The organism is Christiangramia lutea (genome assembly GCF_022489035.1).
Taxonomy (GTDB): Bacteria; Bacteroidota; Bacteroidia; order Flavobacteriales; family Flavobacteriaceae; genus Christiangramia; species Christiangramia lutea.
Window position 1 is genome coordinate 56365 of the sequence record NZ_JAKVTV010000002.1, and the last position, 19382, is coordinate 75746.

17 protein-coding genes are annotated in these 19382 nt (G+C 38.4%); 7 read left to right on the plus strand and 10 right to left on the minus strand.

The features are described from left to right. Positions 1 to 23: 23 nt before the first annotated feature. Positions 24 to 467, minus strand: coding sequence for a hemerythrin domain-containing protein (locus tag ML462_RS06595; protein ID WP_240712999.1), 444 nt, complete (start codon positions 465 to 467; stop codon positions 24 to 26). A gap of 181 nt (positions 468 to 648) precedes the next feature. Between ML462_RS06595 and ML462_RS06600 the strand changes: the two genes are divergently transcribed. The 3 genes from ML462_RS06600 to ML462_RS06610 are packed head-to-tail and all read left to right on the plus strand — an operon-like array spanning position 649 to position 3071. Next, complete coding sequence (locus ML462_RS06600) at positions 649 to 1977, plus strand: 2TM domain-containing protein (protein ID WP_240713000.1); 1329 nt, start codon at positions 649 to 651, stop codon at positions 1975 to 1977. After that, a complete protein-coding gene (locus ML462_RS06605) occupies positions 1977 to 2291 on the plus strand; it encodes a 2TM domain-containing protein (protein ID WP_240713001.1) in 315 nt (104 codons plus the stop codon). The genes ML462_RS06600 and ML462_RS06605 overlap by 1 nt, the downstream gene beginning before the upstream one ends. A gap of 24 nt (positions 2292 to 2315) precedes the next feature. Beyond that, the gene (locus tag ML462_RS06610; RefSeq protein ID WP_240713003.1) at positions 2316 to 3071 is read left to right on the plus strand and encodes a LytR/AlgR family response regulator transcription factor; all 756 of its coding nucleotides are present in this window, start codon (positions 2316 to 2318) and stop codon (positions 3069 to 3071) included. Positions 3072 to 3317: 246 nt separating this feature from the next. Here the strand turns inward: ML462_RS06610 and ML462_RS06615 are convergent, their stop codons facing one another. The 9 genes from ML462_RS06615 to ML462_RS06655 all read right to left on the minus strand — a co-directional run bounded on the left by ML462_RS06615 (position 3318) and on the right by ML462_RS06655 (position 11979). Next, on the minus strand, positions 3318 to 4127 hold the full coding sequence (locus ML462_RS06615) for an anti-sigma factor (RefSeq protein WP_240713005.1): 810 nt from the start codon (positions 4125 to 4127) through the stop codon (positions 3318 to 3320). Between the two features lie 3 nt (positions 4128 to 4130). Beyond that, on the minus strand, positions 4131 to 4661 hold the full coding sequence (locus ML462_RS06620) for an RNA polymerase sigma factor (RefSeq protein WP_240713006.1): 531 nt from the start codon (positions 4659 to 4661) through the stop codon (positions 4131 to 4133). An 89-nt stretch (positions 4662 to 4750) separates the two neighbouring features. Further along, positions 4751 to 5344 carry a superoxide dismutase family protein gene (locus ML462_RS06625; RefSeq protein WP_240713007.1) on the minus strand — a complete coding sequence of 198 codons (594 nt, stop codon included), beginning with the start codon at positions 5342 to 5344 and terminating at the stop codon, positions 4751 to 4753. Positions 5345 to 5446: 102 nt separating this feature from the next. Continuing rightward, complete coding sequence (locus ML462_RS06630; protein ID WP_240713008.1) at positions 5447 to 6661, minus strand: bifunctional alpha/beta hydrolase/OsmC family protein; 1215 nt, start codon at positions 6659 to 6661, stop codon at positions 5447 to 5449. 82 nt (positions 6662 to 6743) lie between these two features. After that, on the minus strand, positions 6744 to 7493 hold the full coding sequence (locus ML462_RS06635; protein WP_240713009.1) for a 3-keto-disaccharide hydrolase: 750 nt from the start codon (positions 7491 to 7493) through the stop codon (positions 6744 to 6746). A 3-nt stretch (positions 7494 to 7496) separates the two neighbouring features. Next, the gene (locus ML462_RS06640) at positions 7497 to 8558 is read right to left on the minus strand and encodes a sugar phosphate isomerase/epimerase family protein (protein ID WP_240713011.1); all 1062 of its coding nucleotides are present in this window, start codon (positions 8556 to 8558) and stop codon (positions 7497 to 7499) included. A gap of 13 nt (positions 8559 to 8571) precedes the next feature. Next, the gene (locus ML462_RS06645) at positions 8572 to 9711 is read right to left on the minus strand and encodes a Gfo/Idh/MocA family protein (protein ID WP_240713529.1); all 1140 of its coding nucleotides are present in this window, start codon (positions 9709 to 9711) and stop codon (positions 8572 to 8574) included. An 11-nt stretch (positions 9712 to 9722) separates the two neighbouring features. Then, on the minus strand, positions 9723 to 10961 hold the full coding sequence (locus tag ML462_RS06650) for an MFS transporter (protein WP_240713012.1): 1239 nt from the start codon (positions 10959 to 10961) through the stop codon (positions 9723 to 9725). Between the two features lie 13 nt (positions 10962 to 10974). Then, positions 10975 to 11979, minus strand: coding sequence for a sugar phosphate isomerase/epimerase family protein (locus ML462_RS06655; protein WP_240713013.1), 1005 nt, complete (start codon positions 11977 to 11979; stop codon positions 10975 to 10977). Between the two features lie 146 nt (positions 11980 to 12125). Between ML462_RS06655 and ML462_RS06660 the strand changes: the two genes are divergently transcribed. The 4 genes from ML462_RS06660 to ML462_RS06675 all read left to right on the plus strand — a co-directional run bounded on the left by ML462_RS06660 (position 12126) and on the right by ML462_RS06675 (position 19348). Beyond that, positions 12126 to 13829 carry a GMC oxidoreductase gene (locus tag ML462_RS06660; RefSeq protein WP_240713014.1) on the plus strand — a complete coding sequence of 568 codons (1704 nt, stop codon included), beginning with the start codon at positions 12126 to 12128 and terminating at the stop codon, positions 13827 to 13829. Between the two features lie 12 nt (positions 13830 to 13841). Then, the gene (locus ML462_RS06665; RefSeq protein ID WP_240713015.1) at positions 13842 to 14486 is read left to right on the plus strand and encodes a gluconate 2-dehydrogenase subunit 3 family protein; all 645 of its coding nucleotides are present in this window, start codon (positions 13842 to 13844) and stop codon (positions 14484 to 14486) included. Positions 14487 to 14794: 308 nt separating this feature from the next. Then, entirely contained in the window at positions 14795 to 17803 is a 3009-nt protein-coding gene (locus tag ML462_RS06670; RefSeq protein WP_240713016.1) for a SusC/RagA family TonB-linked outer membrane protein, read from the plus strand. A 12-nt stretch (positions 17804 to 17815) separates the two neighbouring features. Then, positions 17816 to 19348 carry a RagB/SusD family nutrient uptake outer membrane protein gene (locus ML462_RS06675; protein WP_240713017.1) on the plus strand — a complete coding sequence of 511 codons (1533 nt, stop codon included), beginning with the start codon at positions 17816 to 17818 and terminating at the stop codon, positions 19346 to 19348. The last annotated feature ends 34 nt before the right edge of the window (positions 19349 to 19382 follow it).

Sequence of the window (19382 nt, forward strand, 5' to 3'; positions counted from 1 at the left end):
CCCGCTTGCTGCGGGGCTTTTTTTTACCTGTCTTTTCGTCTTTTGCGAATCTCCTTATTATAATCTGATGCCAGATCGGTTTTTTGTTTTTCGGTAAGTGCCTTACCTGCCATTTGAAAAACCTCGTGTTCTTCCTCATCAAGGTGATGTATCAACTGATGTTCTAGTTCCTTAGCGATCTTTAACCAGTTAGACGCGTCCATCTTGGTATCTTCCAGCTGTTCCACTAGTTCATCCATTTCGTGATGTTCCGCAACACTGTGTCTTGCTTTCTCCTGGGTTAAATCCTTTTCCATCAATGGAACATAGAAATGTCTTTCTTCGGCATCTTCGTGGATCTTCAATTCATGTTTAAGATCCTCGAAAATTTTTTTTCTTTCCTCTGTCTTACCTTCAGTCTTGATCAATTTATCTATTAGGTCGCGCTGAATTTCATGCTCTTGTCGTAAAGCTTCAAAAATGGTCATTATTTAATTTTTTGGATTTGACCTCAAGTTATTCAATTAAATGTTAAAGATTATTTAATTTTCAGGTCCAAAAGCCAAAATTGAGATAAGAATACAATTCAGCACAGAATTTTGACAATTGGGAAACTCCTTTTTTAAATAAAGTCTATTTGACTGCAAATTTGTAATAGAATTTAAAGTAATGAAAGATATATCCAAAATATTGAGAATTAGCTTCGGAATTTGCCTATTCCTGGTTTTATTACAAACCATTTTTAGTAGCGAAAGAACCTTTAGCGATTTAAAGGATTTCGAATTCTGGGGTATCTTTTACTTTTACTGTTTTGTTTTAACTGCGGTAAATACTTATTACTTTAAGATCTTTGGAATGAAGATAGGCTATGCCGGAGCAAAGCTGAGAACCATACTTCTTGCCGCGGGGGGATCTATAATTCTAACCCTTTTTTTCTACTTTATTTGTAGGACTGTTCATCAGGTAGTGTTTGATGGCAATAGTTTTAGCGAATTTATTTCGAACGAAAGCATCAACTACTACTTTGGGCCACTCCTCATTATTACCATACTTTCTTTATTTTTTCACCTGGTTTATTTTTATAAAGCCTTACAGGAAAAGAAGATCAAGGAGCAAAAGATCATCGCGGGTACAGCTTCTGCAAAATTCGACGCCTTAAAGAACCAGTTAGATCCTCATTTTCTATTTAACAGCCTGAATGTGCTTGCCTCCTTGATAGATGAGAATCCAGATAAGGCTCAGAAATTTACCACCTCACTTTCTAAGATCTACAGGTATGTTCTGGAACAAAAGGATAAAGAGCTGGTAAGTGTTAGGGAAGAACTGGCGTTTGCCACCACCTATATGAAATTGCTGAAAATGCGTTTTGAGAACAGTATTTTTTTCGAGATCCCTGAGGCGATTTCTAATGAAGAGGCTAAGGTGGTACCACTTTCATTACAACTACTACTTGAAAACACTATCAAGCATAATATAGTAGGCGAAGACAGACCTTTAAACATAAGAATCTACGAATCTGAGGGGTTTCTCATCGTAGAAAATAATTACCAGAAAAAAGAGGTTCTGAGCAAGAGAAAAGGAGTTGGACTTCAGAATATTGTGAACAGGTACCACGAGGTAACAGATAGGAAAGTTTTAATAGACCAGACAGAAGAATTTTTCAGGGTGAAACTCCCTGTTTTAACTCAACAAATTTCAATTATGGAAACTCAAGAGATCAATCAGGAAAACGCTTATTTTAAAGCAAAACAAAGGGTAAAGGAAATCAAGGAATTCTACGGAAACCTTATTTCATATTGCGTGGTGATACCATTCCTAATTTTCATCAATTATTTCACTTATTGGAATTTTCAATGGTTCTGGTTTCCGTTATTTGGATGGGGGATAGGACTAACTATACATGGTTTTTCTGTATTTGGATATGGTTCTGAATGGGAAGAGAAAAAGATCAGGGAATTAATGGAAAAAGATCAGCAACAGAATAAATCCTGGAAATAATGAAAACAAATTATAAGGAAAGCATTAGTTACAGAGCGGCCCAGAAAAGGGTGAAGGATATTAAAGGATTTTATATACATCTGGTGGTTTATATATTCATAAATACAGCAATATTTGTGGTAATCACTCAGGATACAGGATTTCTGAATGGTCTTTCAACTCTTTCTAATTACAGCACGGCATTTTTCTGGGGGATTGGACTTTTTGCCCATTGGGCCAGTGTATTTGGACCAAATTTCATCTTCGGAAAGAAATGGGAAGAAAAAAAGATAAAGGAATTAATGGAGCAGGATAAAAAACAGATCTGGAAATAGAAATTTCAACTTTAGAATTTAAGCGTGAAAGTTATAATTATTGAAGACGAAAAGCCGGCAGCAAGGCGATTGTATCGAATGCTGGAAAAATTACAAATTGAAACCGAAACCATGCTTCATTCTGTGGCTGAGGCTGTAGAATGGTTTAAAAACAATACCCATCCAGATCTTATTTTCCTGGATATTCAATTAAGCGATGGTTTATCTTTTGAGATTTTTGAGCAAGTAAGAACTGAAAGTGCCATCATTTTCACCACCGCTTACGATGAATATGCCCTGAAAGCTTTTAAGTTGAATAGCATCGATTACCTGCTCAAACCTATAGATGATGAAGAACTGGAGGCTGCAGTAAATAAATTCAGAAATACCCAGCAAAAGAATGGAAGTATAGATGTACAGGAATTACGTTCACTTCTCACAAATACAGAGCCTGGAAAGTCTTTTAAAACCAGGTTCACTGCTCAGATTGGACAGCATCTAAAACTTGTTGAGATCTCAGATATAGCGTGTTTCTTTTCAGAAAATAAAACCACCTATATTCATTGTCATTCCGGAAGAAATTACCCTGTAGACCTTCCTTTAGAACAGCTGGAAGAAGAATTGGATCCTGATAAATTTTACCGTATAAACCGGAAGTGCATTCTGAATATCGATGCAATAAAAGATATAGTCTCCTATACAAATTCAAGACTTGAAATAAAGCTGGATCACTTTGACGAATTCCAGCTTATCGTAAGTCGGGAAAGAGTTAAAGATTTTAAATCCTGGCTCAATAACTGATCCTCAAATGTTAAAATTGGTATTATAGAAAACCGCTAGGCATCTTCCTCCGTATATCTTGATATAACTCTAAGGTTTGTTTTGAATAATTTGTGAGCAAATTAAGTCGATTTGAGTTTTTGATTTTTTTGGTTGGTTAGATGCTTAGAATTAAAATTCCCTCCGGAATTTTCTAAGTGTTTACAAAAGTAAGCCCCATGCTTTCGCGTGGGGCTTACTGTTTATAGGAATTTATTCTATTATATTTTAAGGCGCTGCAGCCACTGCACCTAAGACGTATAACTGTTCCATGGTTGGAGCCTCACTACCACCTTCTGGTTCAAGGGTGATCCCGAAGGCCTGCGATTCATTCGCATTTTCCAGGGTGAAGATCTTATTATCATCAAGTTCGAACTCATCCAGCAAACCAATACTGGTAGGAGTAAGTGGTTCGAGTTTAAGAGACCAGACCTGGTAAACTTTACCCCTTGGAGGTTCAGGTAATTCCTTGGCATCTATATAAGCCTTTTTTTCCTGTTTGTTCCAGTAAACTGCTGCATAGGCACCGGGAGCTGCATTTTGACCCTGTAAAGGTACTTTTGAGACATTCTTATCTCTTAATACAGCCAGAAGTTCTTCGGTTTTTTCGGCATCTTCACGAGCATCAGCGATCTGCTGTTCCAGTTTGGCCGCATTTGCTTTTTCAGAGGTGAGTTGCTCCCTTAAATTGTTCCGCTCTTCGAATACAAAGAAAAGCCCAACAAGTAATAATATGGTTGCTGCCCAACCAAAATAGGAAACCCAATTGTGACCTTTATCAGATTCTAAAGGAATTACTTTATGATCAGCTTTTTTACCTAATTTCTGCTTTATTCGTGCCAGAATTGCTTCAGCATTGTAAGAAGGGGCCACTGAAATAGATAATTTCTGTAAGGCGTTCTCAATTTCTTCAACTTCCTTGCGTACTTCGGGATGTTCTTTTAATACCCGGCTCACTTCTCGGCTTTCGGCCTCGGTGAGTGCGCCGTAAACGTAAAGTTCCAGGATCCCAGATGATATGTATTCTTTTATATCCATTTCTTATTCAGCTAACATTTCCCGTAATTTATTAATACAGGCCCTGTTTCGGGTTTTCACGGTCCCAAGAGGCATATCCAGTTCCTCTGCAGTTTCTTTTTGAGTATATCCCTTGAAAAATAGTAGATCTATTAATTTCTTACAGACAGGTTTAAGAACATTGATATACTTTTTAATTCCAATTGCATCGGCTTTACCGGAAAAGTTCGATCTCGACTCCAGAATATCTACGAAATTATCTGATGTAAGGTTTTTCTGATTGTTCTTATGGGCCTTGGATCTTATATGGTCAATTGAGGCATTTCTCGCAATATTAAGGATCCAGGTAAAAAATCTTCCTTTATCAGAATTATAGGATGATGAATTATTCCAGATCTTTAGAAATACATCTTGTAATATTTCCTCGGCTATTTTTTCATCCCTAAGGATACTGTAAATGATGCCGTAAATGCTTTCTGAATATAATTCGTAAATACGTTCGAAAGCTTTCTGATTTCCGTTTTGTAACTCAAGAATGAGTCCGTCCTGCTGCATAGATTAGGTTTGAGGAACTAAATATAGTCTTTAATACGAAATAAAAAAAGCGGCCTTGAGCCGCTTTAATATTTTATAGTTCTAATTGGTTATTTTTGAATAACACCACAACCTACGCGTGTTCCGGCTGCTCCTGAAGGTTGAGAAGTATAATCATCTACCCCATCATGTACAATTACTGCTTTACCTAAAAGGTCTTTATTAGCATCACCACAACCTATACACCATTCCTCAGTGGTAAGATTAACGGTGCCGTTTCCATTTGCATCAACTTCGAAATTCCCAATATCTCCTTTATGATAACCATCTGAGCTTCCCCATTTTCCATGCGGTGCGTCTGTAGGATTCCAGTGACCTCCGGCAGACTTTCCATCTGCAGCAGAGCAATCCCCTTTTTCGTGGATATGTATAGCGTGTTTACCTTCTGCAAGTCCAGAAATGATCGCGGTCATGGAAACTTCCCCGTTCTCTTCAGTAAAAACTACATTACCGCTTAGGTTAGAATCACTAACAGATTGAAGAGTAACCTTCACTTTCTTAATTTCTTCTTCTTTTGTGGTCTCCATTTCAGAACTCATTTCAGTTTCTGACTGGTTCTCCATGTCTTTTTCTTTTTTCTCGTTCTTACAGCTGGTGAAAATTAAGCCTGCACAAAGAACAAGAGATAAACTAATACGTTTCATAGTGTTTCGATTGGTTTTAATTTAAATCTAAAATAATCCTATTCACAGGTACAGCCAAAGATTTAAGTATAGCTTAACAAAGGGTTTCGGTCCTGTCTTTGATTAATTTTCGGTTAATTTTGTGTGGATTTGAGCTTTTGAAGAGAGAGTTTTGTGTACCGGGCATTTATCTGCGATCTCTAAAAGTTTATTTATCTGCTCTTTATCAAGATCGCCATGCAAGCTGATCTCCCGTTCAAAGTTGTCGATTTTGGCCATATCATTTTCACAATTTTCGCAATCATCAGCGTGTTTTTTAGAATAACTCACATGAGTTTCTACATTTACCAAGGGCCATTTTTTTCTTCGCGCATACATTTGAATGGTCATCGAGGTACAGGCTGCTAGTCCGCTGGAAATCAATTCATATGGGTCTGGGCCAAGATCATTCCCTCCAACTTTAACCGGTTCGTCTGCAACAAAATGGTGTTTTCCAGCTATGATCTGAGTAGTGAAGCCTTCAGATCCAAGATTGGCCATTACCTGGTGGTCTGTGTCCAGTTCTGAAGCTTCCCTTTCAGAAATATATTTGCTCGCCCAGGCAGAAATCACTGTTCCTGCATATTCTGAATCAGATTTATTACTTAGCATATGATCTGCTCCATTAAGCGTAATGAAGCTTTTTGGATGCCAGGCAGATTGGTATAATTCTTCTGCGTGCTTAATTGAGACGATCTCATCTTGTGGAGAATGCATAATGAGCAATGGTTTTCGAATTTCACCAAGTGCTTTTGAATCTTCATTTCTCTTAAGATCTTCGATAAAATGCTTTTTGATCTTGAAACTCCGTCCGCCAATTTTAATATTAGCAGAACCTTCATTTTCGATCTCGTCCAGGTTAGATTCAAAATGTTTCTGCACATGGGAAAGGTTGGAAGGAGCATTGATTGTTACTATTGCCTGAACGGAATCTATTTTGAGTGCTGCGAATAGCGCGGCAGCACCACCTAAAGAATGCCCAATAATGAGGGTAGGTGCAGAGTATTCTTTTTCCAGGAATTTGGCTGCGGCAACCAGATCATTCACGTTACCTGTAAAATTGGTATCCTCGAAATCACCTTCACTATCACCAAGTCCCGTAAAATCGAACCTTAAAACCCCGTATCCTTTTGAAGCCAGACTCTTACTGATATTAGAGGGAGCATGAAAATTCTTATTACAGGTAAAGCAGTGGGCGAATAGAACGAAGTTTTCTGGATTTTCATTAAAAGGCAGTTCCAATACACCTTTTAAAGATTTTGAATCGGAATTTTCAAAACTCACATTTTTTTTCTGCATGACTTAGATTTTAGGTTTCGGCTCAATATCAAGTATAAAAAAAGCCGCGCATTTGGCGGCTTTCAATTTTGGTAAACTCTTCTTAAAGTTCTTTTATTTTAATGTTCCTAAACCATACTTTATCGTCATGATCCTGAAATGCGATCTTTCCGCGACGGGTAGAACCAAAATCTTCCCAATCGCTGAATTTGGAATCTTTTATCAACTCTTTCCATTCTTCACCCTGTAGAGGGAATTCCACTATTTTTTTTCCGTTCAATTTCACCCATCCTAAATTCTCATCATAATTGATGTGGATCACTTCCTTGTTCCATTCTCCTGCAGGCTTAGCAACATCTTCACTTGGAGGTACAAGATCGTATAATGCTCCGGCTGTTCGGTCTAACCCATTTTTCGCATCTGGGTGATTCTGGTTGTCCAGTACCTGAATCTCCGGACTTATATAATAAGGTTCATCATATTTCTCTGTTTCTTTCACTCCCCACATGATACCGCTGTTTCCACCTTCAGAGATCTTCCATTCCAGTGAAAGTTCAAAATTGCCAAATTCATCTTCGGTGATCAAATATTCTTTTATCCTTTTGTCGCCTTTTGCCGGAGCGAAGGCTATTGCTCCATCTTCCACTTTCCACTGTCCAGAAATGGAATCCCTGTTGTAGGCCTTCCAACCTTCAAGATCTTCTCCATTGAATAGGGTTTGCCATTCATCTTTTTCCTGGCTTTCAGTCTTCATTTCTTTTTCAACCTCGACTACCTCTTCAGATTCTTTATTTTCATTCTTACAGGCCGTCATGAGTAGAATTGAACAACCGATTAACATTAATCTTTTCATTCTTTAGTTTGTTTTAATTCCTAGAATTCTTTTTAGTTTATTTTCATCAATTTCAGATCCTGAAAAATCATCGAATCTTTTTTGGGTAGCTTCAATAATATTGCTCTGAATAAATGGAGCGCCCTCCTTGGCTCCCTGTTCCGGAGATTTAATGCAGCATTCCCATTCCAGTACGGCCCAAACATCGCAACCATATTCTGTTAGTTTAGAGAATACGGTTTTGAAATCAACCTGACCATCGCCCGGATGCCTGTATCTTCCTGCTCTGTCTTTCCAATCGCCATAACCACCAAACATTCCTTTTTTGCCGGTAGGATTGAATTCAGCATCTTTAACATGGAACATTTTAATAAAATCGTGATAATGATCTATATATTCAATGTAATTAAGCTGCTGCAGCACAAAATGGCTGGGATCATATAAAATGTTTACTCTTTTGTGATTGTGGGTCGCGTCCAGAAACCTCTCGAAGGTCACACCGTCGTGAAGGTCTTCGCCCGGATGGATCTCGTAACAAACATCTACACCCTGTTCATCAAATTCATTAAGAATAGGAAGCCAACGTTTGGCAAGCTCTGCAAACCCCATTTCCACCAGTCCATCAGGCCTCTGAGGCCAGGGATGGGCAGTATGCCATAAAAATGAACCACTAAAAGTCCCATGTACATCCAGGCCAAGATTTCTACTCGCCTTCGCGGCATATTTTAACTGGTCAATGGCCCATTGAGTCCTTTTTGCCGGATTGTTCTTAAAAGCTTCCGGGGCAAAATTATCAAACATGATGTCGTAAGCCGGATGTACTGCCACTAACTGCCCCTGAAGATGAGAGCTGAGTTCTGTGATCTCAAGTCCGTATGATTCAACTTTTCCTTTCAGTTCGTCGCTGTATGTCTTGCTTTCTGCGGCTTTTTCCAGATCGATCAACCTGGTTTCCCAGGTTGGGATCTGTATTCCTTTATAACCAAGGTCTGCTGCCCATTTACACAAACCATCCAACGAATTGAAAGGTTCATTATCGTCCATGAACTGAGCTAAAAATACAGCCGGTCCTTTAATAGTCTTCATTCTCTTTTCTTTTTTATTCCTTCATATTTATCCAGACATTACCCTGTTTATGAGAGGAAACTGTTTTTTCTATGAAACTCATTCCTCTCAATCCATCATTGAGTTTTGGATAGGCACCATCATATTTTGACTGGTCTTTTATAGCCATGGCTACACCATAATAGATATTCCCCATGGAATCGAATATTCCTTCCGGGTGTCCCGGAGGTAGTTTTGTTCCTTCCAAGGAAAATTCGCTTAAAAAGCCATGGCCTGGTTTCAGAACCTGTAAAGGTTGATCTTCTTTCATTAAATAAAGATAGTTTGGATTTTCCTGTTGCCATTTCAAACCACCCTTATCTCCATATATCTGTACGCTAAAGCTGTTTTCTTCTCCGGTAGCGATCTGGCTTGCCCTTATAACTCCTTTAGCTTTATCTGTAAACCTGATAAGCACCGTTCCATCAATATCCATTGGATTATCTTCATACAAGTAATTCAGATCTGCCAGGATATTTTCTACTTTCATTCCGGTTACATATTCTGCCATATTGAAAGCATGAGTGCCGATATCACCAATACAACAGCTAATTCCTGATTTCTCAGGGTCTAATCTCCAGGTTGAAGACCTTTTCTCTTTGTCATGTATAAGTTGGTTAATCCATCCCTGGTAGTACTGAACATCAACTTTCTGAACTTTACCAATTTCACCATTAGCGATCATGGTTTTCATTTGCCTGATCATAGGATACCCGGTGTAGGTATAAGTTACACCAAAAATTGTATTCTTCTTTTGCTGAATCTCATTCAGGATTTTAGCTTCTTCGTAAGTTGTGGTGAGAGGTTTTTCACAGATCACATTAAAACCATTTTCAAGCAATTGCTTGGCCATGGGAAAGTGAAGAAAATTTGGGGTAAGTACTGAAACCACCTGCATTTTCTGATCTTCCGGAAGGCTGTTCTCTTTTGCAATTAGTTCATCCAGGTTTTTATAGATCCTTTTCTCATCAAGCTTCAGCTTTTCGCCGAATTTTAAACTTTTATCATGATGCTGGTCAAAAATTCCACCCACTATTTCGAACTGATCGAACATATTTGCAGCCACTCTGTGCAAAATCCCGATCAGAGAATCTTCTCCACCTCCTAAAATACCAAGTTTGATCTTAGCCATAATTTACTTTACTTTTAAATTTCAATATCCTTTTTATCAATCTTTTCATTTTTAAAAAATAAGACAAAAAGTACCATTACACCAAATGCAAAGGCAGCCGGGTACAACCAAATGGTCTCCCAGTCGTGCATTTTCTCACCTGTTAGGTAGGCGTTGGTGATTAGACCAGCTACATAAAAACCTATGAGCATTCCAACTCCATAAGTTGCCAGGGTGATTAATCCCTGTGCAGAACTCTTAAACTTTGTTCCTGCTTTAAAGTCTGTGTAGATCTGCCCTGATACAAAAAAGAAATCGTAGCAGATACCGTGCAGGGCAATACCTATTAATAACATGAAAATAAGTTCCCCTGAATTTCCGTAAGCAAAGAGGATATACCTTAACGTCCACGCCAGCATCCCGGCTATAATGGTCATTTTGAAACCGAATTTTTTAAAAAAGAAGGGGAGAAGCAGCATGAAAAGTACTTCAGAAACCTGTCCTATGGTCATTAGTCCCGTAGGATTGTTCACTCCAATTTCAGATAAAAACGGATTCGTGTTCTGGTAGTAAAATGCCAGTGGAATACAAATTAGGACCGATGCCAAAAAAAACATTAGAAAGTTTCTGTCTTTTAGCAATCCAAGAGCATCCAGACCTAAGGTTTCTACGATACTAACTTTTTTAGAACGGTCGGCTGTTGGAGGCGTTTTTGGAAGGGTGAAGCTGAATAGTCCTAAAAAGGCCGATGCAATGCTCACCATTAGGAAAGTGTATTTCAGCATTCCATCCTGCCGGGCATCCGGAGCATCCCAATAGAATACATAACTTATAACCAGGCCAGCGACGATCCATCCAATCGTTCCAAATACACGAATGAAAGAAAACTCTTTTGCGGGATCTTTCATCTGGTTAAAACTTACCGAATTTACAAGGGCAAGGGTAGGCATATAGGCGATCATATAACCAAGAACGAGCGGATAAAATTCAGCGAAATCGGTACTTATATACATCATGTATAAAAGAACTGATCCTACAATATGTAGGAAGCCCAGGATCCTTTCAGCATTAAAGAACCTATCTGCAATTAATCCAATAATAAAAGGTGCAATGATTGCTCCCCAGGATTGAGTTGAAAAGGCTGTTGAAATTTGTACATCGGTAGCATTTAGATTATAGCCTAGAAAGGTTCCTAGCGTTACAAACCATCCTCCCCAAATGAAAAATTCCAGAAACATCATCAGGGAAAGTTGAAATCTTATAAATTTATTCATCGATTAAAAATGATTAGTTATTAGCAATATTTTCAGCAGACTTTAACACGAGATTTTTAAGATGTAAAATACCTTCATCCTCTGGGTACTTGTCGCTTTCATATTCTATACCTATAAAACCTTCATAACCTGAATCTTTAACTATTTGCATCATTTTTTCATAATCTATTTCCATACCGGCATCTGGAAAATCTTCGCTCTTAGCACTCACGCCTTCAGCTTTTGGAAGCATAAGTTTTACGCCTTTGTATGGGTCAAAATGCTCTTCACATTCACCCCATTTTTGACCATCCTTACGTTTGGTGCAAAAGTTCCCTGTATCTGGAAGTGTGCCACAATTTTCCATATTCACTTCATTAATAGCCGCCATTAGCTTGGTGATATCAGAAGATAACCAGCCATGATTTTCAACAAGTATATTAATTTTCTTTGTGGCAGCGTATTCAGAAAGTTTGGTTAGGCCATCAATTACTGCATTATGCCACTCCTGTGGATCATTAGTCCCGAACGTGTTCACTCTTATTGAATGGCAGCCAAGAAATTCTGCAGCATCCACCCATTTCTTATGGTTTTCAACCGCCTTATTTCTTACTTCTTCAGAAGGATCTGCAAGGTCACCTTCACCATCAACCATGATAAGTACATTCCTAATATTAAATTTTTCACTTTTTGATTTCAGACTGTCCAATACAATTTTCATCTCTGCTTCAGGATCTTCTGCTTCATTAATTCTTTCAGAATAAAAGGTAGATACATATTCAATTCCTGAAAATCCCAATTCGCTGGCTTTCTCAGCAAAATCTAATGGATCTAATTTACCGCTTTGAATGGCTTTGTGTAAAGACCACTGGGCTAATGAGAGTTCAAAAAATAAAGAGTCTGTATTCTCATTAGATTCTTTCTGTACAATCATTTCGTTTTCAGCCTTATTCTCTCGGTTTTGCTTGCATCCCGTAACGACAAAAAATAAGGCACACAGAGCTAGTAGAACATGTGTTTTTGAAGAAGTGAAATTCATAGGGAAATTTTTATTAGGAGTGTTTTTAAAAAATTAGAAAAATGAAATTTAAAAGTAGTCTTTTTTTTAAAGATGTAAAATTATGCCCGTATATTTATATATTTGATACAATTTGAGAGAAATTTTTATTAATAAAACGGGTAATTGTGAGTAAATACTATGAAAATGACAATTATGATGCGATAGTTGTAGGAACCGGAATTAGCGGTGGCTGGGCCGCAAAGGAATTATGCGAAAAGGGATTTAAAACCCTGGTTTTGGAAAGAGGTAGAATGGTGGAGCATGTGAAGGACTATCCAACCATGAATGACGACCCCTGGGATTATAAATTTAAGGGACAGGTTACAGCAGAGGAAAAAAAGAGACAATTCAAGCAGGCCAGAACAGGCTATACAGTCTCAGAACCTAGTAAACACTGGTTTGTTGATGATATAAAGCATCCGTATAACGAAGTAAAAAGATTCGATTGGATGCGTGGATACCACGTTGGGGGAAGGTCCATCATGTGGGGTCGCCACAGCTACAGGCTAGGAGACCTCGATTTTGAAGCAAATAAGAAGGATGGAATTGCCGTAGACTGGCCCATAAGATATAAGGATATTTCTCCCTGGTATGACTATGTTGAATCATATATAGGAGTTTGTGGAGAAAAACTTGGATTGAGTCAGCTGCCAGACGGGCAGTTTCTGCCGCCCATGGATCTGAATTGTGTTGAAGACCATTTCAGGGAAAGTATTGCTGAAAATTTCAATGGCCGGGTGATGACCTCAGGAAGAGTTGCTCATATAACTGGAGATAAGAAATTTGAAGGCAGATCTAAATGTCAGTTCAGGAATCGTTGTATAAGAGGTTGCCCATACGGAGGGTATTTCAGTAGTAATTCTTCTACACTACCAGCTGCTGAAAGAACCGGTAATATGACCTTAAGACCAAATTCTGTGGTTAGCCAGGTGACTTATGATCCCGAAACAAAATTGGCTACAGGGGTTAAGGTTATTGATGCGAACACTAAAGAGACTATGGAGTTTAAAGCAAATGTTATTTTTCTTTGCGCTTCTGCTGTTGCCTCTACAAGTATTTTAATGCAATCAAAATCTGACAGATTTCCTGACGGAATGGGGAATGATTCAGGGGAATTAGGACATAATGTTATGGATCATCATTTTAAAGCCGGAGCCTCTGGAAATTATGAAGGTTTTGAAGATAAATATTATAAAGGAAGAAAACCGAATGGCATCTACCTGCCACGTTTCAGAAATTTAAATGGTAATGATAAGGACCTCAATTTTATAAGAGGATATGGTTACCAGGGCGGTGCAAGCAGAGGTAACTGGTCTGATTCTATCGCCGAAGCAGCTTATGGAGAAGATCTTAAGAAAGCTATCGTTGAACCAGGAGGCTGGAATATGGGACTAATGGGCTTTGGAGAAACGCTTCCTTACCATGAAAATAAAATGACCCTGGATTATAATAAACTCGATGAGTGGGACCTTCCTACGGTCACGTTCGATGCCGAGTTTAAAGAAAACGAGCTGAAAATGCGTGAGGACATGGTTTCCCAGGCTGTCGAAATGCTCGAGAAAGCTGGTTTTAAGGATGTTCATGGATATGATGATATTGGAGCTCCAGGTCTTGGAATTCACGAAATGGGTATGGCTCGTATGGGAAGAGATCCAGAAACCTCGGTTCTTAACGGAAATAACCAGGTACATGCAGTTCCGAATGTATATGTAACCGACGGTGCATTTATGACCTCTGCCGGATGCCAGAATCCATCTCTTACTTATATGGCCATGACAGCCAGGGCCGCAGACCATGCTTCAAAGAATTTTAAAAAATCTAATGCTTAAAAATAATAGATCATGAAAAGAAGACAGGCATTAAAAAATATTGGTTTAGGAGCCGGGATATTCATTGTAGGTCCGTCTACGCTTAGCCTTTTGCACAGTTGTAAGACCGATCCTGAATATGATTGGGAACCAGTTTTTCTTACAGCATCCCACGGTTTCGCGCTGAAAAAGATCCTTGATATAATTTTACCCGTAACCGATACTCCAGGAGCTTTAAGTTTAAATATACCGCAATTTATTGATTCCTATATGGATCAGGTAGCAGATGAGGACTCAAAGACAAGATTTTTGAGGTCTGCTGATGCATTTTCTCAAGCCTTTGAAAATGAATTTGATAAGGCTCAGGAGGAAGGTGAGAAAGAGGATTATGAGAACATCATAAAAAAATACCTGAAGGCTACACCGGCCGAGCAGGAGGAATTCGCAAAACGAAATACTGAAACTCAAGATGCACAGCAACAGGCTTCTGAAATACAAATCGATGCCGATGCAGGCGCGTATGCTTATCTAACCAGTATAAGGAATCAGGCAATTTGGACATGGAAGAACAGTGAGGAAATAGGGGAAAATGTAATGTGGTATGATCCTATCCCTGGAGAGTATATTCCATGTGGACCGGTATCTGAACTAGCAAAAGGTAAAGCTATGTCTTTGTAAGAATTAAATATAAAATAAAACATCTTAAATATCTGATTTACAGATATTTAAGATGTTTTTAACTTATTTTTAATTTTAACGATAAAATTTTGTATTTCAGGTGATTACACATCTGTTATTTGAACATAAATTTTTTTAACGTAATTATTAAATTCCAAAAAAACGCATCGAATTATTATATATAATGAGGGTTGAACAAATAATAAATTTTGATTTCTTTAGTTTTTAATATTCTTATTAACAAATATTTATATATATTTAAATGCGTTCAATGAAAGTTTGAACCACTCCAACTAAAATTTTTATTTATGAAACAAATTATCTTTAGGGGCCTTTTGTTTATTTCGGTCTTCCTGTTTTACGGGATGGTAAATGCACAGCAAACGGTAACCGGTACGGTAAGTGACGAAACTGGACCGCTTCCCGGCGCGACAGTAGCAATTAAAGGTACTTCTACAGGAACCACAACAGATTTTGACGGAAACTATACTTTGAATGATGTTCCTGAAGATGCAACTCTGGTGTATAGTTTTGTAGGTTATGAAACCCAGGAAGTTGCGGTTGATGGTAGAACAACAATCGACGTGAATCTGGCAACAGATGCTTCCGAACTTGATGAGGTAGTGCTTATAGGTTACGGTCAAACCACTGTAAGAGATGCAACTGGAGCCGTCTCTTCTGTTAAATCGGAAGAATTCAATAAAGGTATTAATACCTCACCAGACCAGTTACTTCAAGGTAGGGTAGCAGGTGTTCAGATTACTCAGGCCAGTGGTGAGCCGGGAGCGCCGGCAAACATTAGGGTTCGTGGTACTTCTTCAATTAGAGCAGGTAACGATCCCTTGATTGTTGTAGATGGGGTTCCTTTAAGCGGTGGAAACGTAAGCCCAGGTAATGATACTGGTTTAGGAAGGAGAGGATCTACTAACCCTCTTTCTTTTATTAATTCCGCTGACATTGCCAGTATAGATATTTTAAAAGATGCTTCTGCCACCGCTATCTATGGTTCTCGTGGAGCTAATGGTGTGGTGCTTATAACTACTAAAGGAGGTAGAAGTGGAAAGCCTCAAATTAGTTTTAATTCTTCTTTTCAAACTGGTAAAATATCAAATGAATACGATCTCATTAGTGCTGAAGACTATCCTGGAATTGCCAGTAGTGTAGGTAATCCCAATCCAGATCTAGGAGCGCGTTTAGATCCTTTAGGCTCTATCCTGCGTACAGCGTTTACTCAACAACATGATTTTTCTTACGGATCTGGTGGAGAAACAGGTAATTATAGAATTTCCTTAGGTTTACTTGATCAGGAAGGTATCGTTAAAGGAACTGGGCAGGAAAGATATTCTGGGAATATTAATATCACCCAGCGCGCTTTTGATGATGTGGTAACTTTTAAATCTAATATTATTTACTCATACATTAAGGATGACGGAGAGGCTATTTTTGAGAATGCTTCAGCGGAAGGAGATTTAATGTCTTCAACCTTGAGGTGGAATCCAACCAGGCCATTTTTTAATGAAGACGGTTCGTATAATCAACCTAGCGATAACCAAAGAAACCCTCAGGCTTTCCTGGACTATTTTGAAGATAAAACAGAAACTTCAAGGATACTTGCAAACCTTTCTGCAAGTGTAAAACTTACTGAAGGTCTTGATTATAAATTTAATATAGGTTTAGATAGAAGTGAATCTACTAGAAGAACTGCTATATCCAATGCTTTTAATGCTAACAACATTCTCGGTAGAGGGGTGGCATCTTATGAAGATAATTATAATTTCAACAAGCTTTTTGAGCATACTCTTAACTATAATTCAGATATCGCTACCGATTTACAGCTGGATGCGGTTCTTGGTTATTCTTATCAAAGCTTTGAATCTAAAGGAAACAGTTTAGTTGGTCGTGATTTCAGTATAGCAGATCAGGATAAGTATATCAAGGATATTGGATACGCTGCTACTTTTCAGCCAACAGAAACACTCGCTTATTATAATCCATCCTCTGAACTTCAATCATTCTTTGGTAGAGCAAACTTTAACTGGAAAAGCCGGTATTTATTAACCGCAACTTTAAGAGCTGACGGTTCGAGTAAATTTGGTAGTAACAATAGATATGGATATTTCCCTTCTGTAGGTGCTGCCTGGAGAATTGTAGAAGAAGGTTTTATGCCTTTAGCAGTATCAGATCTTAAGTTAAGAGGTAGCTGGGGTATTACTGGTAACCAGGAATTCCCTGCGGGATCTGCTCAAACTCAATTTGGACCAACAGATGACGGTTCTGCCGTACAACAGGTGAACGTAGCTAATCCAGACCTGCAGTGGGAAACAACTGAACAGTTTGGTGTTGGTATCGATTTTGGATTGTTCAGTGATAGAATTACAGGATCATTTGATTATTTTACCAGAACTACAAATGATCTTTTATTCAGACTTCCAGCTATTCAGCCTGCTCCAGATGTAAACTACTGGACCAACTTTGATGATATCGAAATTGAGAACGAAGGTTTTGAAATTTCCTTTAATGCAGCTGTTGTAGAAACTGAAGACTGGACGTTCGATGTTTCATATAACATGGCCTTTCTGGATAATAAAATTACCAATGTAAGTAATCAGTTCCCAATTGGGATACCAACAGGTGAGGTGAATGGTAGAAGTTTAACTGGGCAAAGATCACAGTTGTTGTATGATAATCAGCCGCTTTATGCTTTTTATCTACCTGTTTTTGATGGATATGATGAAAATGGAGCACCAACTTATGTAGATGTAAATGGTGATGGAACAATTAATCCTAATTTTGACGGACCAGGAAGAAGTTCAGACAGAGATTTCGTAGGTGATCCTAACCCTGATATTACATTAGGTATTGCATTAAACGCTACCTTTAGAAACTTTGATTTTAGTGCAAACCTGAACGGAGCCTATGGTCATCAGATCTATGACAATACTAATGCAGCTTTATTTTATAAAGCAGCCGTGGCTAACGGAGATAATGCTACCTACGCTGAGGTGAATTCAGGAGCAGATGCTGCCAATGGCGGACCTTTCCTTTCCACTAAAGATTTGTCAAGCGGTGACTTCTTGAGGCTTAATAGTGCATCTATTGGATATACCTTCATGGGAGACGATTTTTCAGTTGACTGGATGAACTCATTAAGAATCTATGTGGCTGGACAGAACCTTTTCGTAATTACTCCTTATGATGGATTCGATCCTGAAGTGAATGTGAATAAGGCTATAGATGATGTTCCATCCTTTGGTATAGATTATACTTCCTATCCTAGAAACAGAAGTGTTACGGTAGGAATCAATGCAAACTTTTAATAAAATATTCTTATGAAAAAAATAGTATTAATTTTATTCGTTAGTGTTCTTGTTTTTGGGTGTACCACCCTGGATGAAGAATTGAACGATACAGTAGGTAGTGAAGTTGCTGCTACCACTGCAGATACAGAGTCACTGCTCATTTCAGCATATCAGGCAATGAGGATTTTTGATACTCAGGATAATATATTTGCCCTGCAGGAGCATACCTCAGATGAACTAGCAGGGCCAACTCGTGGCCCAGACTGGGATGATGGTGGTGTATGGAGAAACTTACATACTCATTCATGGGCGAGTTCTAATAACTTTATCAATAGTGCTTACACTGGATTGTTAAGTGGAATTTTCCGTTCAACACAGGTTTTGGAGTTCGATCCAACACCAGAACAGGCTGCACAGGCAAGATTCTTGCGTGCATTCTTTGCTTTTCATTTAGTAGATAATTTTGGGTTGGTTCTTGGAAGAGAACCAGGAGAAGATCTTACCACACCACCTTCTATTACGCTTAATAGACCAGAAGGTATCAATTTTGTGATCTCCGAGCTTGAAGAGGTAATTAATGATCTTCCAGATGTAGGAGATGCCACAGTGGCGAATAAAAATGCTGCCCACTTCTTACTGGCTAAGGCATATCTAAACCGAGCGGTTTATATGGCGACAGATGCCAGTTCTAATGCAGCATCAGCAGGACCATTTAGTTTTGATTCTGGAGATATGAATAGTGTGATCTCAAATGTCGATGCTATCATTAATTCTGGTGAATATGAATTGGAAACTATGTATTTCGATAACTTTTCTCCTACTAATACCGATGATAGTTCTGAAAATATTTTTGTAAGTGAAAATGTTAGGGGTAATAACCCTGCCAATACTCACTCGAGATGGCACATGACATTACATTATAACAATCAACCAGATGGATGGAACGGTTTTGTGACCCTTGCTGAGATTTATGATCTTTATGAAGATGGAGATATGAGAAGGGAATTCACTCCAGATTATTTTGAAGGAAATACCGGAATGAATGCAGGATTCTTACTTGGTCAGCAGTATGCAGCCGATGGATCACCATTAGAAGATAGAAACGGCGATCCATTAGCCTTTACAAAGGATTTTTCAATAACAGCATCCAGTGAGGTGGCAGGAATTAGGGTTATTAAATATCCTGTAGACTTTACGAATATTGGGTCTGTTGGTAATGATTATGTTCATTTTAGATATGCAGATGCCTTATTAATGAAGGCTGAAGCTATCCTTCGAGGTGGCGCTGCTACAAATGGGGATACACCTGAATCTCTGGTTAATTCTATAAGAGCCTTAAGGGGAACTTCAAATCTCGATGCGGTTACTTTAGACGAAATTCTTGACGAAAGAGCAAGAGAATTATATTGGGAAGGATGGAGAAGAAATGATCAAATCCGTTTTTCAACTTTCTTAGATGCTCATCATGAAAAACCAGCATCTTCAGAAACCTATTTGTTATTCCCAATTCCACCAGATGCATTGTCTACGAACCCTAATTTAACTCAGAACCCTGGATATTAATTAGTTTTTGTATTTATACTTTAAAAGCCTTTCC

Excerpts from the sequence above, each read along its gene's own strand:
- ML462_RS06615 (WP_240713005.1), bottom strand. The coding sequence starts at position 4,127 with ATGGATATAAAAGAATACATATCATCTGGGATCCTGGAACTTTACGTT.
- ML462_RS06675 (WP_240713017.1), top strand. The coding sequence starts at position 17,816 with ATGAAAAAAATAGTATTAATTTTATTCGTTAGTGTTCTTGTTTTTGGG.
- ML462_RS06635 (WP_240713009.1), bottom strand. The coding sequence starts at position 7,493 with ATGAAAAGATTAATGTTAATCGGTTGTTCAATTCTACTCATGACGGCC.
- ML462_RS06625 (WP_240713007.1), bottom strand. The coding sequence starts at position 5,344 with ATGAAACGTATTAGTTTATCTCTTGTTCTTTGTGCAGGCTTAATTTTC.
- ML462_RS06595 (WP_240712999.1), bottom strand. The coding sequence starts at position 467 with ATGACCATTTTTGAAGCTTTACGACAAGAGCATGAAATTCAGCGCGAC.
- ML462_RS06630 (WP_240713008.1), bottom strand. The coding sequence starts at position 6,661 with ATGCAGAAAAAAAATGTGAGTTTTGAAAATTCCGATTCAAAATCTTTA.
- ML462_RS06650 (WP_240713012.1), bottom strand. The coding sequence starts at position 10,961 with ATGAATAAATTTATAAGATTTCAACTTTCCCTGATGATGTTTCTGGAA.
- ML462_RS06670 (WP_240713016.1), top strand. The coding sequence starts at position 14,795 with ATGAAACAAATTATCTTTAGGGGCCTTTTGTTTATTTCGGTCTTCCTG.
- ML462_RS06600 (WP_240713000.1), top strand. The coding sequence starts at position 649 with ATGAAAGATATATCCAAAATATTGAGAATTAGCTTCGGAATTTGCCTA.
- ML462_RS06605 (WP_240713001.1), top strand. The coding sequence starts at position 1,977 with ATGAAAACAAATTATAAGGAAAGCATTAGTTACAGAGCGGCCCAGAAA.
- ML462_RS06655 (WP_240713013.1), bottom strand. The coding sequence starts at position 11,979 with ATGAATTTCACTTCTTCAAAAACACATGTTCTACTAGCTCTGTGTGCC.
- ML462_RS06640 (WP_240713011.1), bottom strand. The coding sequence starts at position 8,558 with ATGAAGACTATTAAAGGACCGGCTGTATTTTTAGCTCAGTTCATGGAC.
- ML462_RS06665 (WP_240713015.1), top strand. The coding sequence starts at position 13,842 with ATGAAAAGAAGACAGGCATTAAAAAATATTGGTTTAGGAGCCGGGATA.
- ML462_RS06620 (WP_240713006.1), bottom strand. The coding sequence starts at position 4,661 with ATGCAGCAGGACGGACTCATTCTTGAGTTACAAAACGGAAATCAGAAA.